This is a genomic window from Noviherbaspirillum sp. UKPF54, from assembly GCF_007874125.1.
GTDB lineage: Bacteria > Pseudomonadota > Gammaproteobacteria > Burkholderiales > Burkholderiaceae_D > Noviherbaspirillum.
Genome location: NZ_CP040128.1, coordinates 3,861,711 through 3,876,244 on the forward strand (window position 1 = coordinate 3,861,711; position 14,534 = coordinate 3,876,244).

The window sequence follows — 14,534 nt, forward strand, 5'->3', positions numbered from 1 at the left end:
CTGCACGGTCCAGGGGTTTTTCTTTTGCGTTTGCGGCCGATTTACCGCCGATTTTCCATATCTCAGGCCGGCCGGTCGGACCAGTTCAGGAGGCAGCCTCGTTGGTGAGGTTGGCACGCACGTAATCGATATGCGCCTGCATGGCCGTGCGCGCTTCTTCCGGGCGGTGTGCGCAGATGGCGTCGCAGATGGTGCGGTGCTGCATCAGGAGCTGTTCGGACATGCCCTCTTCCAGCTCGCGCAAGCCGACCACGTTCAGGGTGATGTGTTCACGCAACATGCTCATGATGCTGCCGTGCAGGTGCAGGAACATGCTGTTGTGCGAGGCCAGTGCGATGGCGTCGTGCAGCTGGGCATCCGTCTCCGATTCGCCAGCCTTGTCGTCTTCCTTGCGGGCGCGGTCGAGCTGCGCCATCAGGGCGCGGATGCGCTCGATATCGGCTTCGTTGCCACGCAACGCGGCAAAATAGGCAGTGGCGCCTTCCAGCACACGGCGAAATTCGAGAATGTCTTCGCGCACCGCGGGATGCTTCGCGACCAGCTGCCCCCAGGGCGAGGATACGCCCGTGCGCAACTGGTCCGACACGAACACGCCCGCCCCCGGGCGGCTGCGCACAAGGCCGCGCGCGGCCAGCCGCTGGATCGCCTCGCGCACGGTGTTGCGCGATACGCCATAGCGCTGCGCCAGGTCGCGCTCGGCAGGCAGCCGGGTATTGGCTGGATAGGTGCCATTCAGTAAAGCCATTTCAAGCTGGCGCATGACGCCTTCGACACGCCCGCGTTGATGATTGTCGTTCATTGTTCCTCCTGCACAACACCAACTGGTCCAACCAATTTGCGTATCCGGGCAGATACCCGGATTATGCGGCGAAGAATAAGAAAACGCAAAAACACGCTTGATCCGGCGCCCTCCGCCGGATGCTACACGGAGACGCTCCATGCAAAGGCAATATCCCGCTCCTCCGAGCCAGGTTTACCTGTTCGGCACCTGCGTGATCGACCTGTTCATGCCGCAGGCAGGACTGGATGCGGTTCGCCTGCTGGAACGCGAAGGCTTGACCGTTCATTTCCCGCAGGGCCAGAGCTGCTGCGGCCAGCCGGCCTACAGCAGCGGCAACCCGGTCGAGGCACGCGCCGTCGCCGCCGCCCAGCTCGACCTGTTTTCCGAACCGTGGCCGGTGATCGTGCCGTCCGGCTCCTGCGCCGGCATGATGCGGCACCACTGGCCGACGCTGTTCCAGGACGACCCGGTGGCCGGACCGAAGGCGCGCGCGCTGGCGGAACGCATTTTCGAACTCGGCGAATTCCTGCTGCGCGTCATGAAGGTGCAGTTGCAAGACACATCCCCCGGCCAGCAGGCGCCGGAAAGCGTGGTGCTGCACACTTCCTGCTCGGCGCGCCGCGAAATGGGCACGCGCCAGCATGGCGTGGAACTGGTCGACGCGCTGCCGGGCGTGACCCGCCTGGAGCACGAGCGCGAGTCCGAATGCTGCGGCTTCGGCGGCGCGTTCGCGCTCAAGCATGCCGACATCTCCGGCGCGATGGTCAAGGACAAGATCGCTTCCGCCTGCGCCACCGGCGCCGACCGCCTGGTCTCCGCCGACTGCGGCTGCCTGCTCAACATCGGGCACGCGGCGCAGCATCAGGGCGCGCCGCTGCCGGTCGAGCATCTGGCCAGCTTCCTGTTGCGGCGCACCGGCGGCGCGGGAGAAAAATAATGAATGCACGCGACATCATGCTCGGCCGCCTGCGGGCCGCCGCGCCGAAGGCGTCTGCCGGCTGCGGCGAGCTCGACCGCCGCATCGACGACCACTTCAACGCACGGCGCGCCGCGCGCAGCGCATCCGAACTGGCGCAGTCGCTGCAGGCGGCGATGACGGCGTCGCACGCCGAGGTCTGGCAGGCGTCGCGCTCCGCGTGGCCGGCGCTGCTGGCGCAGCAGCTCGGTGCGCACGGCGTGCGCCGCCTGCTGCTCGATACCGCCGGCGCGGAAGGTGCGGCCTTGGCGCAGGCGCTGCCGCCGGAAATACAGGCCTGGCCGTTTGCCCACCCGCTCGAAGCATGGAAGTCCGAGCTGTTCAACAGCATCGACGCCGGCTTCACGGTGGCGCGTTCCGGCATCGCCGCCACCGGCACGCTGGTACTGGCGCCCGACGCGGGCACGCCGCGCACGGTGTCGCTGGTGCCGCCGCTGCACGTGGCGCTGGTGTATGCGAACACGCTGCACGCCGACCTGCACGCCGCCGCGCAGGCCGAACGCTGGCGCGACGGCATGCCGACCAACCTGGTGCTGGTGTCCGGCCCGTCCAAGACTTCCGACATCCAGCAGACGCTGGCCTACGGCGCGCACGGACCGCGCCGCATGTGGGTCATCATCGTCACCGACGACGTCACGGAGTGACAATGAGCACGACACCGCTGCATTTCGTTCCCCCATCCGATTTCCGCGCGCGCGCCAAGAGCGCGCTGGACGACCCCAAGCTGCGCAAGAGCTTCCGCGGCGCGATGGACTTCCTGCAAACCAAGCGCAGCGCCCAGTTCCCGGACGGCGACGAGCTGGAGCAACTGCGCGACCTCGGCGAAGCGATCCGCCAGCACGCGCTGGCCAATCTGCCGGACCTGCTGGTGCAGCTCGAAGCCAAGCTGCAGGCGGCCGGCGTGCAGGTGCACTGGGCGGCGACCGCGCAGGAAGCCAACGAGATCATCCTGCGCATCGCGCAGGCGCGCCAGGCCAAGCGCATCATCAAGGGCAAGTCGATGGCCAGCGAAGAGATCGAGCTGAACCATTACCTCGAAGAGCGCGGCGTCGCCTGCCTGGAATCGGACATGGGCGAATACATCGTGCAGATGGCCGGCGAAAAGCCGTCGCACATCGTGATGCCGGCCATTCACAAGACGCGCGGCGAGATCGGCGAACTGTTCGAAAAGAACATCCCGGACTCGCCCTACACCGAGGATGTCGACACCCTGATCCAGACCGGCCGGCGCGCGCTGCGCCAAGCCTTCGTGGATGCCGACATCGGCCTGTCCGGCGTCAATTTCGCGGCGGCCGATACCGGCACGCTGTGGCTGGTGGAAAACGAAGGCAACGGCCGCCTGTCGACCACCGTGCCCGACACGCATATCGCGATCATGGGCCTCGAAAAGGTAGTGGCCAAGCTCGAGCACATCGTGCCGCTGTCCAACCTGCTCACGCGCTCGGCCACGGGGCAGGCGATCACGACCTACTTCAACCTGATCTCCGGCCCGCGCCGCCCGGGAGAGCTGGACGGGCCGCGCGAGGTGCACCTGGTGCTGCTCGATAACGGCCGCACCCAGGCTTACGCCGACGAACAGCTGCGCGCCACGCTGCAATGCATCCGCTGCGGCGCCTGCATGAACCACTGCCCGGTCTACAGCCGCATCGGCGGCCACGCCTACGGCACGACCTACCCCGGCCCGATCGGCGCGATCATCTCGCCGCACCTCTTGGGGCTGGAAACGACTGCAGACCTCACCACGGCGTCCACCCTGTGCGGCGCCTGCGGCGAAGTCTGCCCGGTGCGCATCCCGATCCCGCAACTGCTGGTGCGCCTGCGCACCGAAGCCAACCGCAACCCGGAAGAACAAGTCGAGCATCCGCTGCGCGGGCAGGGCGCGAAATTCAGCCGCGGAGAACGGCTGGTTTGGCGCTTCTGGAGCGGCGCCTTCGCGCGCCCGGCGGTGTACCGCCTGTTCCGCTGGGCCGCCACCCGCCTGCGCGCGCTCACACCGTCGCAGCAGCTGGGTTGGACCAAGTACCGCGCGCCGCTCAAGCCGGCGCCGCGCAGCCTGGCCGACCTGATGCGCGAACGCGAGCGCCGATGAGGTAACGCAAAAGAACAACAGATTTTCGTAAAGCCATTTTTTCGAGGAGACACTTATGATTTGGCAACAGGTTTACGACCCGCTAGGGAACATGGTCATGTCGACCATGCTGGCGGCAATACCAGTAGTGGTCATGCTGGTCGCACTGGGGTTCTTGCACATCAAGGCGCATATCGCCGCCGGCCTGGGCCTGTTGGCTGCATTGGCCGTGGCAGTCCTGGCGTACGGCATGCCGTTCAGCATGGCCGGCAAAGCAGCGATGCTGGGCGGGTTCACGGGCTTGTTGCCGATCGGCTGGATCGTGCTCAACATTATCTTCCTGCAGCAGCTGTCGGAACAGAACGGCAGCTTCAAGGTCCTGCAGGCGTCGCTGTCGGGCATCACCGACGACCGCCGCCTGCAGCTGCTGCTGATCGCCTTTTGCTTCGGCGCGTTCTTTGAAGGCGCGGCCGGCTTCGGCACGCCGGTGGCGGTCACCGCCGGCATCCTGATCGGCCTGGGCTTCTCGCCGCTGGCCGCGTCCGGCCTTAGCCTGATCGCCAACACCGCGCCGGTGGCCTTCGGCGCGCTCGGCACGCCGGTCATCACGCTGGCCAAGGTGCACGGCTACGACCTGATGGACGTCACCGCGATGATCGGCCGCCAGCTGCCGTTCTTCTCGCTGATGGTGCCGTTCTGGTTGATCTGGGCCTTCGCGGGCCGCAAGGCAATGATGGAAATCTGGCCGGCGATCCTGGTCACCGGCGTATCGTTCGCCATTCCGCAGTACCTGGTGTCGAACTTCATCGGCCCGGAGCTGGTCGACATCATCGCCGCCATCGTGTCGATGGTCTCGCTCATCCTGTTCCTGCGCATGTGGCAGCCGAAGAAGGTCTGGACTTCGCCCAACCTGAAAGGCCATGAAGAGGACGGCGGCGCCGCCAAGCCGGCCGAACCGGTGCAGAAGTACTCGCGCGCCGAACTGCTGCGCGCCTGGACCCCGTGGCTGATCCTGACCGTGTTCGTGTTCGTCTGGGGCCTGCCTTCGGTGAAGAACTACCTCAACGGCTTGTTCTCGCCCAAGTTCACCATCGACGGCCTGAACAACCTGATCATGAAGATGCCGCCGGTCGTGTCCAAGCCGACCGCGGAAGGCGCGGTGTACGTGCTCAACCTGCTGTCCGCCACCGGCACCGGCATCCTTTTGGCCGCGATCGTCGGCGCGCTGACGATGAAGTACAAGGTGTCCGAGATCGTGCGCACCTTCTTCCGCACCTTCTGGCTGGTACGCTATTCGCTGGTCACCATCGTGCTGATGCTGGCGCTGGGCACGCTCACCCGCTACTCCGGCACCGACACCACGCTCGGCCTGGCGTTCGCCAATTCCGGCGTGCTCTATCCGTTCTTCGGCACTCTGATGGGCTGGATCGGCGTGGCCATGACCGGCTCCGACACCGCCTCGAACGTGCTGTTCGGCGGCATGCAGCGCGTGGCAGCCGAGCAGCTCGGCCTGTCGCCGAACCTGATGGGCGCGGCCAACAGCTCTGGCGGCGTGATGGGCAAGATGATCGACGCGCAGTCGATCGTGGTGGCTTCCACCGCCACCCGCTGGTTCAACCATGAAGGCGACATCCTGCGCTACGTGTTCTTCCACTCGATCGCGCTGGCCGCTCTGGTCGGCCTGTTCGTGACGATGCAGGCTTACGTCTGGCCGTTCTCGGCCATGGTCAAATAATTTCGGGAGAGATGATGAGCAAACGTATTTTTGTCGCGATCGACGACAGCACCACGTCGCAAAAGGCGCTCGACGAAGCGGCCCGGATCGCCGGCGCGCTCGGCGCGGTCCTGTGCATCGCCACCGCGGTCGACGAAGGTCCGCTGATCCAGCACGGCATGGGCCTCGGCTCCTACATCGACGTCGACCAGGTCAAGGCCGAGATGCGCCAGCGCGCCACCGCGCTGCTGCAGCAGGCGGCCGCCAGGGCGGCAGCGGCGGGCTGCCAGGCCGAACAGCAGCTGATCGAGCCGTCGCCGCGCCGCATCGCGGAAATGATCTCGGATGCGGCAAGCCAGTGGCAAGCCGACCTGATCGTGGTCGGCACCCACGGCCGCCGCGGCGTCGAGCGCATGTTGGTAGGCAGCGTCGCCGAAAACCTGGTGCGCATCGCCACCACGTCCGTGATGCTGGTGCGCGAGAAATAAGCGCATCCGCTGGAGCGGCGCCCGCGCGCCGCTCCAGCAGCGGGCGGTGTACGTTCCCGAGCATCGCCCGCACAACCTGCCGCCGGCAGGCTCCTTCCCCTGATCAAATCAGATCAACCCCGTCCTATTCAATCAAGCACGTTCCGGAACACCTCGCGCCTTGCGCTTGGTCTTCGTGCGCGCCCATGTTGATCTTTTGCCGCCGCCGCGACATCTAAAGACATTGAAAAATAAAACGGCCCGCGTTCTTGCGAACGCGGGCCGTCAGAATTTGTACCTGTCGCACGTAGCCAGCACCCCCGAACCATGGGTCCAAGGGGGTCGGAAGCGGCAAGGCTTCGGGTTCATCGGCAAGCGACAATCGCTCTCGCCAAGACTCGTTTCCAACCAATGCGCGTAGATCGTCCAAAGGATGTATTGGCACGTATGAACGCGACAGGTGATTCTTATACTACGCTCCTGGCTGCCGCTGTCAAGGCCGGCAGCCGACAAGCAGATGTTCCCGTGAAATTACACCACCGCGGGTACGGCCGGCCCCGCGCCGCTGCCCGGTGTACGCCGCCTTTCAGTCGCGTACTTGGGCGCGCGCGGCAAGCTGCCGGCCATGATGTCATTCACCTGATCCGCATCCAGCGTTTCCCACTCCAGCAGCGCCTTGGCCATCACATCGACCTTGTCCCGATTGGCCTCGATCAATTGGCGCGCCAGCGCGTACTGGCCGTCGAGGATGCGCCGGATTTCATCGTCCACTTTCTGCTGCGTCTCCTCGGATACCGAACGCGCATTCATGCCGAAGCCATCCTGCTCGTCCGTGTAGACCATCGTGCCCAGTGTTTCGGACATGCCGAAGCGCGTCACCATGGCCCGCGCCAGCTTGGTCGCGCGCTCGAAATCGTTCGACGCGCCGGTCGATTGCTGATGCATGAACAACTCTTCCGCGATACGTCCGCCGAACAGGATCGCAATGTCTTCGAGCATTTTGTCCTTGTACATGTTCACGCGGTCATGTTCGGGCAATTGCCAGGTCAGGCCAAGAGCATACCCGCGAGGCATGATGGTGACCTTATGGACGGGATCAGCCTTCGGCAACAGCTTCGCCACGACGGCGTGGCCGGATTCATGGTACGCGGTGTTGCGACGCTCTTCCTCGCGCATGACGGCCGACTTGCGCTCCGGCCCCATGATGATCTTGTCCTTCGCATCCTCGAAGTCCTGCATGTCCAGGATGTTCTTGTTGCGGCGCGCGGCGAACAAGGCCGCTTCGTTAACGAGGTTGGCCAGCTCGGCGCCGGAAAAGCCGGGCGTGCCGCGCGCGAGGACATCGGCCCGCACATCGGAGGAGAGCGGCACCTTGCGCATATGGACGCGCAAGATTTTTTCGCGGCCGCGGATGTCCGGCAAGCCGACCATCACCTGGCGGTCGAACCGGCCCGGTCGCAGCAGTGCCTTGTCCAGCACATCGGAGCGGTTGGTCGCGGCGACGACGATGATGCCGGAGTTCGGCTCGAAGCCGTCCATCTCGACGAGCATCTGATTCAAGGTCTGTTCGCGCTCATCGTTCCCCCCGCCCATGCCGGTGCCGCGCGCGCGGCCCACTGCGTCGATTTCATCGATGAAGATAATGCAGGGCGCATGCTGCTTTGCGGTTTCGAACAGGTCGCGCACGCGCGACGCGCCCACACCGACGAACATTTCGACAAAGTCGGAACCGGAGATGGTAAAGAACGGCACGCGCGCCTCGCCCGCCATCGCACGTGCAAGCAGCGTCTTGCCGGTTCCCGGGGGGCCGACGAGCAGCACGCCCTTCGGCACATGCCCGCCGAGCTGCTGGAACTTGCGCGGCTCGCGCAGGAATTCGACGATCTCGTCGACCTCTTCGCGCGCCTCCTCGCAACCCGCGACATCCGCGAATGTCGTGACATTCGTGTTTGCATCCTGCAGGCGCGCCTTCGATTTACCGAACGAGAACATGCCGCCTTTGCCGCCCTGCTGGCGCTTCATGAACCAGATCCACACGCCGATCAGGAGCAGCATCGGGAACCAGGACAGGAAGATCTGGGACAGGAAGGACGGGCCTTCCGGGTTCTTGACGTCAAACTTGATGTTGTTCTCGATCAGGTCGTTGACGAGGCCGCGATCGAGCAGCGTCGTATTCGTGGTCAACTTCTTGCCCTCGGTCGTCACTGCCGAGACCTTGGTTCCTTCGATCACGACCTCTTTGATCGCCTTCGCCTTTACCTGGCTCAGGAAGTCGGAGTACGCGACGGACGTGGCGGCGCCTTGCTCGCCAAAATGAAACTGCTGGCTGAGCGCGCTAAACAGGACAAATGCAACGACAGCGGAAATGATGAGACGGATATGCTTGGGATTCACTCAACTTCCTTTTAAAGACCCGGCGACGAAATTGCTTTCCCCATAAAAAAGGGATTTGAACGACAGCGTCGTCAATGTTACGCGCAACGAGAGTTCCGGTTAAGGGAACAAATCGGGATGATTGTTTCGGAAAAACGGAAGTGATGCGAGTGCCAACACATCGCAGCGCGTATCTTGCAGCTTGGTTAAAAGCAATGCAATGTAACCAAGCTTCAGAGGAAGGAAATTCGGGAACGCCGTGCGGCGGGTTGCTGAGATATCGGAGAAAGCGACGCGCCGCAAAGCGCGGCACAGTCGCATCGTCGGAGGCGGCGCCGTGCGGCGCGTGCCCCCGTTCTCACTTCACAGCAGCGAACGCGCCGACGCCAGCAGGTAGCCGAACAGGCATGACGTTGAAACGCCGATCAGGCCCGGCAGGATGAAACTGTGATTGATCACATACTTGCCGATATGGGTAGTGCCGGAACGGTCGAACTGGATCGCTGCCAGGTCGCTCGGATAGGTCGGCAGGATGTAGTAGCCGTAGGCCGCGGCCATGAACGCCACTACATAGCCGGGCGGCACGCCGATGGCGAGCGCCACCGGCACCATCGCGCTGATGGCGGCAGCCTGCGAATTGACCAGCTTCGATACCAGCAGCAGTGCAATCGCATACGTCCAGGGCTGGGTCTTGACCAGCTCGGTGAGCGTCGCCTTCAACTGCGGCAGATGCCCCTCGAACACGGTGTCGGCCATCCATGCGATGCCGAACACCGCGACCACGGCAATCATCCCGGCGCGGAACACCTCGTTCTTCCCGATCGACATCGGGTCCGTCTTGGTGCACAGGATGATGAGCGCGCCGGCCAGCAGCATGAACATCTGGATGGTCAACACCATCGATAGCGGTTTGCCGGCCACCAGCGGCCGCAGCGATGGAAAGGCGCCCAGAATCGAGACCACCACGATGGAACCGAGGAAGATCCACATCGCGACCCACTGGCCCTTCTCCAGCGTCTTGCCCAAGAGCGTAGCGCTGTCGCCGTAGACGAACTTGCGGGTTTCCGGGTCGGCGATGCGCTTCTGGAATTCGACATCGTCATCGAGGTCCTTGCCGCGGAACCAGCTGAACACGCCAATCGCCAGCACGCCGGCCAGCGTCGCCGGAATCGAGATCGACAACAGCATGACGAAATCGATGGCGTGCCCGGCCACGGGAGCCTTGGCCAGGAAGGCGACCAGCGAGACCACCGCGACCGATACCGGGCTGGCCATGATGCCCATCTGGCTGGCGATCGACGATGCCGCCATCGGCCGCTCGGGCCGGATATTGTTCTTGATCGCCACGTCGTAAATAATCGGCAGCATCGTGTACACCACGTGCCCGGTTCCGCACAGGATGGTCAGAAAGCAGGTGACGAACGGCGCCAGGATCGAAATGTATTTCGGGTTGCGGCGCAAGACCTTCTCCGCCAGCTGCAGCAGCACTTCCAGCCCGCCCGATGCCTGCAGCGTGGCGGAGGCCGCCACCACCGCGATAATGGTGAGCATCACGTCCACCGGCGGCTTGCCGGGAGTGAGCTTGAAGACAAAGGTCATGATGACGATGCCGATCCCGCCGAGCAGGCCAAGGGCGACGCCGCCCTTGCGCGCCCCGTAGAACAGGCAGGCCAGAATGATGGCGACTTGTAGCAGAATATCCATGATGCGTTCTCCTGATGATGCTTACTGCTTGGTCGCAGTGATGACTTGGAAGTTACCGAAGAAATAGGTGGACCGTTCGCAGGTCCACCGGCCGGTGTCTTCCAGATGGCTGATCGGATCATGCGTGTCCCACAGCGCCAGGCCCAGCGGCTCGAACACCTTGAAGTAGGCCCAGCTCAGCGCGCGCAGCACGCGCACGCTCGGCCGGTGGAATTCCGCCAGAAAGAGCTTGCCGCCGGGCGCCAGCATGCGTCCTGCCTCGTTCAGGGCCTGCCCCTTCAGATGATGCGGCAGCTCGTGCAGCAGGAAGAAGATGACGTTGGCGGCGACGGCCCCGTCGCCCTGTTGCATGCAGGTGGCGTTTTCTTCGACGAACTCCAGCTTTTCCGAATACTCGGCGAGCTTGCTCTTTGCGTGGTCCAGCTCATTGGGAATGATGTCGGCAATGACGACGCGCTCGGCGCCGGCCTGCAGCGCGGCTTTCACCACGCGCGGCATCACGTTGCCGAATGCGCAGGACGTGATCAGCAGCTTCTTGTTTCTCAAATCCATCTGCCTGATTTCGGCGACGATCTTCGACACGAGCCGGCGGTACTGGAACAGCAGGATGGCCGAGATGATCGGCTGAAAATCGACGGCCCGGATCAGGCGCATGTTCGAATAGACCGGATAGACGTGCGACGTGGCGTTTTGCCAGCGCGGCGACAGCCCACGCACGACCAGCGTCCCCCTGGTCACCACGAAGAAGAAAACCCCAGTCAACGCCAGTACGGCGAACAGGGCAAGCAAGCCCCCCATCATTAACGTATTCATCGCATTACCTCACACATAAAAACCTTGTTCGCTCAATATTTCGCGCCAGCGCGCAATTCGCCGGGATCGGACCGGGCGGCGCTTGCACGGATACCACCAGATAATTCAGCGCCAGTGCGTCGAGCGCTTCGCCGGGCCGGTGATGACGGCCAGTGCGGCGATCCCCACTGCCATTAGCTTCCTGAACATCTTGTTGCTCCAATCGTGTTGCCAACAAAGAGCCCGAATCGATGCGGGATTTGTCTTAATTGATGATGAGCAAGAGCAGTGCCATGCGCCTGTTGTCGCATGACGTATGGCCGCACAGGCGAGAAGTAAAAGGATGCGTGGCGAAACGCACCACCGAGTTGACGCGCTGCCGTCCTATAGCGCGCATAGAGCCGGGATACAAGACAATACGGACGGAAGCGCAACCCGCGCAGAGGAAAACAGCTGCAACGGCTTTCCCGCAAAATGAAAACGCTTTTCCCGGCAATTGGAATCGAATGCAAAACCGGCATCTTGCCGATGCAGTACAACCGGGAGAGAGCGATCAGTTGGCTGGAACGGACTCGCCGCAGCAGCGCCGCGATAACCCGCAATGACACGAGTCACGGCTGATCACTCATCTGCGATCAATCCATTTCGAATAACTCCCGCCCGTGTGGCTGCAGGCGGCGGTTCAGCCCCAGGTCATGACGATACTGATACCCGGCGAATGCGGGCAGCGTGTGGACTCGGCCATCGCCACCGATGCGGCCCATCCTGATCATGACTTTTTCGCCGATTTCAGCGGCGGCAATGCGGCTGACGGGCACATACACGACCAGCGGCGGTTGAATGTCGTCGAGTTGTACCGCCAGAATCTGCTGATCCATCAAGTCTCCGCAGAGAGCGGGATAGCCGCTTTGACCAGCCCACTCGGACCGGCAGGCGGCCCGGTTCGCCTTCATATCTGCGGGCCAGAGCGCCAGTATTTCGCCGTACTTTCGCTGCTCGCCGTCAAAGATCCACGGAATTTCGTGGTCATTATATTCACCGCTGAATACCTGATATTTCGACTGCTCGGAAAGCAGGACCGGTTCCGACAAACTGTCTTTGCCGGCCAGCCGGCGGTAGGCCGCACTGGCAGAAGCCACGACGGCAGCCAGTAGTACACAGGCTGCGGCCAGAGCGAAAGCGCTCACGATGAAGGGGTTGGTCCTGGCGCTGCGGGGATCGGTTTCTTGAAGGTGAATTGCGTTGGATGTCATGTGCGCGTTTCAGTATATGCATCGACGCTGCGCCGTCATCAACAGTGAAAGACAGGTCGATGCCGGCGCAAACGCGGCGAGTGCCGCGTTGCTGCCGAAATATGAAAAGCGCGTAGTCTGAGGCTGCCGAAAACGACATGCAATCCCCTACATATGGTAGGGAATTGGCTAATTTCAAATCCCCTATCCCAAATCAATTCCGATTTGAGACGGCCTCAAATGAGGAGAGAAAGGAAAGCCGCCAGACAAGCGGCATAGGGCGCCCGTCAGAGCACTGCGGAGACGGTGTAAGGGGCAAGCGCGTCAGAGCAAACCAGCTCTGTCCAGCTCGATCGCCTTGTCGAGCGTTTTCAGGAAGGCCTCGCGGGCCTTGAGCTTGGTCTTTGCATGCGCACCCATGTTGATCTTCTGCAGCTGCTGCGCCATCGCGACGGCCGTTTCCATCAGCTGCTCGGGCGCGACCACCTTGTCGAGGAAGCCGGCTTCCACCGCGCCTTGCGGGGTAAACATTTCGGCATTGATCACCGACCGCTGGAACGCCGCCTTGCTCAGGCGGTCGCGCGCCAGCTCGATGCCGACATGATGCATGGTCATGCCGATCTGCACTTCGTTCAGCCCGATCGTGAACGGGCCATCGACGCCGACGCGGTAATCGGCCGACAGCAGCAGGAAGGCGCCCTTGGCCACCGCATGGCCGGAGCAGGCGACGATGATCGGGAACGGATGGGCCAGCATGCGGCGCGCCAGAGTCGAGCCGGCACTCACCAGGTCGATGGCGTTTTGCGGGCCGGACATCATGACCTTGAGGTCGTAGCCGCCCGACAGGATGCCCGGTTGGCCGGTGATGATCACCACCGCGCGCTCTTCCACGGCGCGATCGAGCGCCGCATTGAGCGCCGCGATGACGTCCGGTGAAATCGCGTTCACCTTGCCGTTGTTCAGGGTCAGCGTGGCGATGCCATCGGCGAGTTGGTAGGAGACGAGTTCGCTCATGATCATGTTCCTTGAAAGGGATGGGCTGGTTATTTCCGACACGCCGACGTCAGGATGTGCCGGTCGCGTGCGTGGGCAGACATCTTCCGACGGAGAACAGGTCTTTGTCCATGGAGGGAAGCTTCGAAAATGATTGGCGGCGGCCAAATAAAAAGCGCCCGGGTTCCTGGCCCGGGCGCCTTGCCTTCGATTGCGCTGCAATTACTGCGACGGGTACATGCGTATCCACGCATTGCCGTTGATCCCGGCGCCGCTGACCGCCGGCTGGTTGTTGACCGTGATCGACTGGCCGACCAGGTCCTTGCGCTCCAGCGCGGGCGATTCCGCCGTCGCGCTTGCCGCCGGGCGCACGAGTTCCTGCATCGACGAGAACGTGAGGTGCATGGCGAAGTGGCCGGCGATGTTTTCCAGCGCGGCGAGCTTGCTGCCGGCCTGCGAGAACCCGGTTTCCAAATCGAGCAGCAAGAAAAAGCTGGTGGTGTCGCCGTGATTGTCGGGCACGTCCACCATCGGCAGTATCCGGACGGTACCGGCAGGCGCCGGAATGTCTGCCCGCACTTCCGTGCCGGCGGCACTGCGGCCGTAGACATGGATTTGCGCACCGTCCAGGACCTTCACGGAGGAGAGTTCGCTATTCTGGTTGGTCGACAGCTCGACCTTGTCGATCACGAACCGCATGATCTCCGGCACTTCGTTGGCGCCCACGCCGGGGGAATCGCTGCGCTCGGTGAGGTCGATCGCAATCCGCCCCACGACGGTCTGGTTCCCCACCGCCTGCCCCGCAGTCGAAGGCAGCACATACTTGCTGATCCGGATGCCGAATGCGGCAATCGGCGCGGCCGGCGCCGCCGCCGGCGGCTGCACGGCGCAGGTTCCATCGTTGGTGTGATTACAACCCGCTGCGGCGGCTAGCTCCTCGAGACCGTCGATGTGCGCCACCGGGCTGCCGGCTGCTACGTCGACGATGCCCCTGTCGCTCTCGAATTCGCTCATGACGACGGGAAGATAGATGATCCGGTTCCTGCGGATGTAGAGGATCTGGTTGGCCACCACCTCCAGAGTGCCGTTGAGCTTCTGGTCGACCGCCACCGGCGCCGGCGTGGTGCTGCCCGCATTGGTCGCGGGCGGCGTTACGGTTGTCGGTGATTGCGCGGCCGGCGTGCCGGTATTCGTGGCGGGCGTGGTGCCGGCAGGCTGCGTGGCGCCGCTATTATTGGTCGAGGTTCCACCGCCCGTGGTCGCCGCGGCCGTGGTGTTTGGCGTGTCCGAGCCGCCTCCGCCGCAGGACACCAGCAGCGCCGACGCTGCAAGTAGAAACAGGATCCTTTTTTTCTCAACCATGTTGGCCATCCTTGCTTGCTAGGTTAAAAATTCCAACAGCTCCTTGAAAACCGTTGTGCTTCTGATAGCCGG

At 63.3% G+C, this 14,534-nt stretch carries 13 protein-coding genes; 6 read left to right on the forward strand and 7 right to left on the reverse strand.

Annotated elements, in window-relative coordinates; translation table 11 throughout:
* Positions 1-85 precede the first annotated feature (85 nt).
* Positions 86-799 (reverse strand): FadR/GntR family transcriptional regulator, encoded by a 714-nt coding sequence (locus tag FAY22_RS17870; protein WP_246860556.1) that lies wholly within the window; start codon positions 797-799, stop codon positions 86-88.
* 139 nt (positions 800-938) lie between these two features.
* On the opposite strand from FAY22_RS17870, the gene FAY22_RS17875 reads away from it, so the two are divergent.
* From FAY22_RS17875 to FAY22_RS17895, 5 genes are read left to right on the forward strand one after another with little or no spacing between them, the layout of a single operon-like run.
* The gene (locus FAY22_RS17875; RefSeq protein ID WP_146331697.1) at positions 939-1,718 is read left to right on the forward strand and encodes a (Fe-S)-binding protein; all 780 of its coding nucleotides are present in this window, start codon (positions 939-941) and stop codon (positions 1,716-1,718) included.
* The gene (locus FAY22_RS17880; protein ID WP_146331699.1) at positions 1,718-2,401 is read left to right on the forward strand and encodes a lactate utilization protein C; all 684 of its coding nucleotides are present in this window, start codon (positions 1,718-1,720) and stop codon (positions 2,399-2,401) included. The genes FAY22_RS17875 and FAY22_RS17880 overlap by 1 nt, the downstream gene beginning before the upstream one ends.
* Before the next feature lie 2 nt (positions 2,402-2,403).
* Complete coding sequence (locus FAY22_RS17885) at positions 2,404-3,846, forward strand: LutB/LldF family L-lactate oxidation iron-sulfur protein (RefSeq protein WP_146331701.1); 1,443 nt, start codon at positions 2,404-2,406, stop codon at positions 3,844-3,846.
* Positions 3,847-3,901: 55 nt separating this feature from the next.
* On the forward strand, positions 3,902-5,560 hold the full coding sequence (locus tag FAY22_RS17890) for an L-lactate permease (RefSeq protein WP_146331703.1): 1,659 nt from the start codon (positions 3,902-3,904) through the stop codon (positions 5,558-5,560).
* A 14-nt stretch (positions 5,561-5,574) separates the two neighbouring features.
* A complete protein-coding gene (locus FAY22_RS17895) occupies positions 5,575-6,027 on the forward strand; it encodes a universal stress protein (protein WP_146331705.1) in 453 nt (150 codons plus the stop codon).
* Between the two features lie 510 nt (positions 6,028-6,537).
* On the opposite strand, the gene ftsH is transcribed toward FAY22_RS17895, so the two are convergent.
* From ftsH to FAY22_RS17910, 3 genes are all read right to left on the reverse strand, one after another.
* Positions 6,538-8,400 (reverse strand): ATP-dependent zinc metalloprotease FtsH, encoded by a 1,863-nt coding sequence (gene ftsH / locus FAY22_RS17900; protein WP_146331707.1) that lies wholly within the window; start codon positions 8,398-8,400, stop codon positions 6,538-6,540.
* 342 nt (positions 8,401-8,742) lie between these two features.
* Positions 8,743-10,083, reverse strand: a complete 1,341-nt coding sequence (locus FAY22_RS17905) for an anaerobic C4-dicarboxylate transporter (RefSeq protein WP_146331709.1) — start codon at positions 10,081-10,083, stop codon at positions 8,743-8,745.
* 21 nt (positions 10,084-10,104) lie between these two features.
* Positions 10,105-10,896, reverse strand: a complete 792-nt coding sequence (locus tag FAY22_RS17910; protein WP_146331711.1) for a class I SAM-dependent methyltransferase — start codon at positions 10,894-10,896, stop codon at positions 10,105-10,107.
* Between the two features lie 251 nt (positions 10,897-11,147).
* Here FAY22_RS17910 and FAY22_RS17915 point away from each other — a divergent pair, with 251 nt between their 5' ends.
* Entirely contained in the window at positions 11,148-11,480 is a 333-nt protein-coding gene (locus tag FAY22_RS17915) for a hypothetical protein (RefSeq protein WP_146331713.1), read from the forward strand.
* A 30-nt stretch (positions 11,481-11,510) separates the two neighbouring features.
* Here the strand turns inward: FAY22_RS17915 and FAY22_RS17920 are convergent, their stop codons facing one another.
* The 3 genes from FAY22_RS17920 to FAY22_RS17930 all read right to left on the reverse strand — a co-directional run bounded on the left by FAY22_RS17920 (position 11,511) and on the right by FAY22_RS17930 (position 14,462).
* A complete protein-coding gene (locus FAY22_RS17920; RefSeq protein ID WP_146331715.1) occupies positions 11,511-12,128 on the reverse strand; it encodes a hypothetical protein in 618 nt (205 codons plus the stop codon).
* 303 nt (positions 12,129-12,431) lie between these two features.
* Positions 12,432-13,121, reverse strand: coding sequence for a crotonase/enoyl-CoA hydratase family protein (locus tag FAY22_RS17925; protein ID WP_146331717.1), 690 nt, complete (start codon positions 13,119-13,121; stop codon positions 12,432-12,434).
* 201 nt (positions 13,122-13,322) lie between these two features.
* Complete coding sequence (locus FAY22_RS17930) at positions 13,323-14,462, reverse strand: hypothetical protein (protein WP_146331719.1); 1,140 nt, start codon at positions 14,460-14,462, stop codon at positions 13,323-13,325.
* Positions 14,463-14,534: the final 72 nt, after the last annotated feature.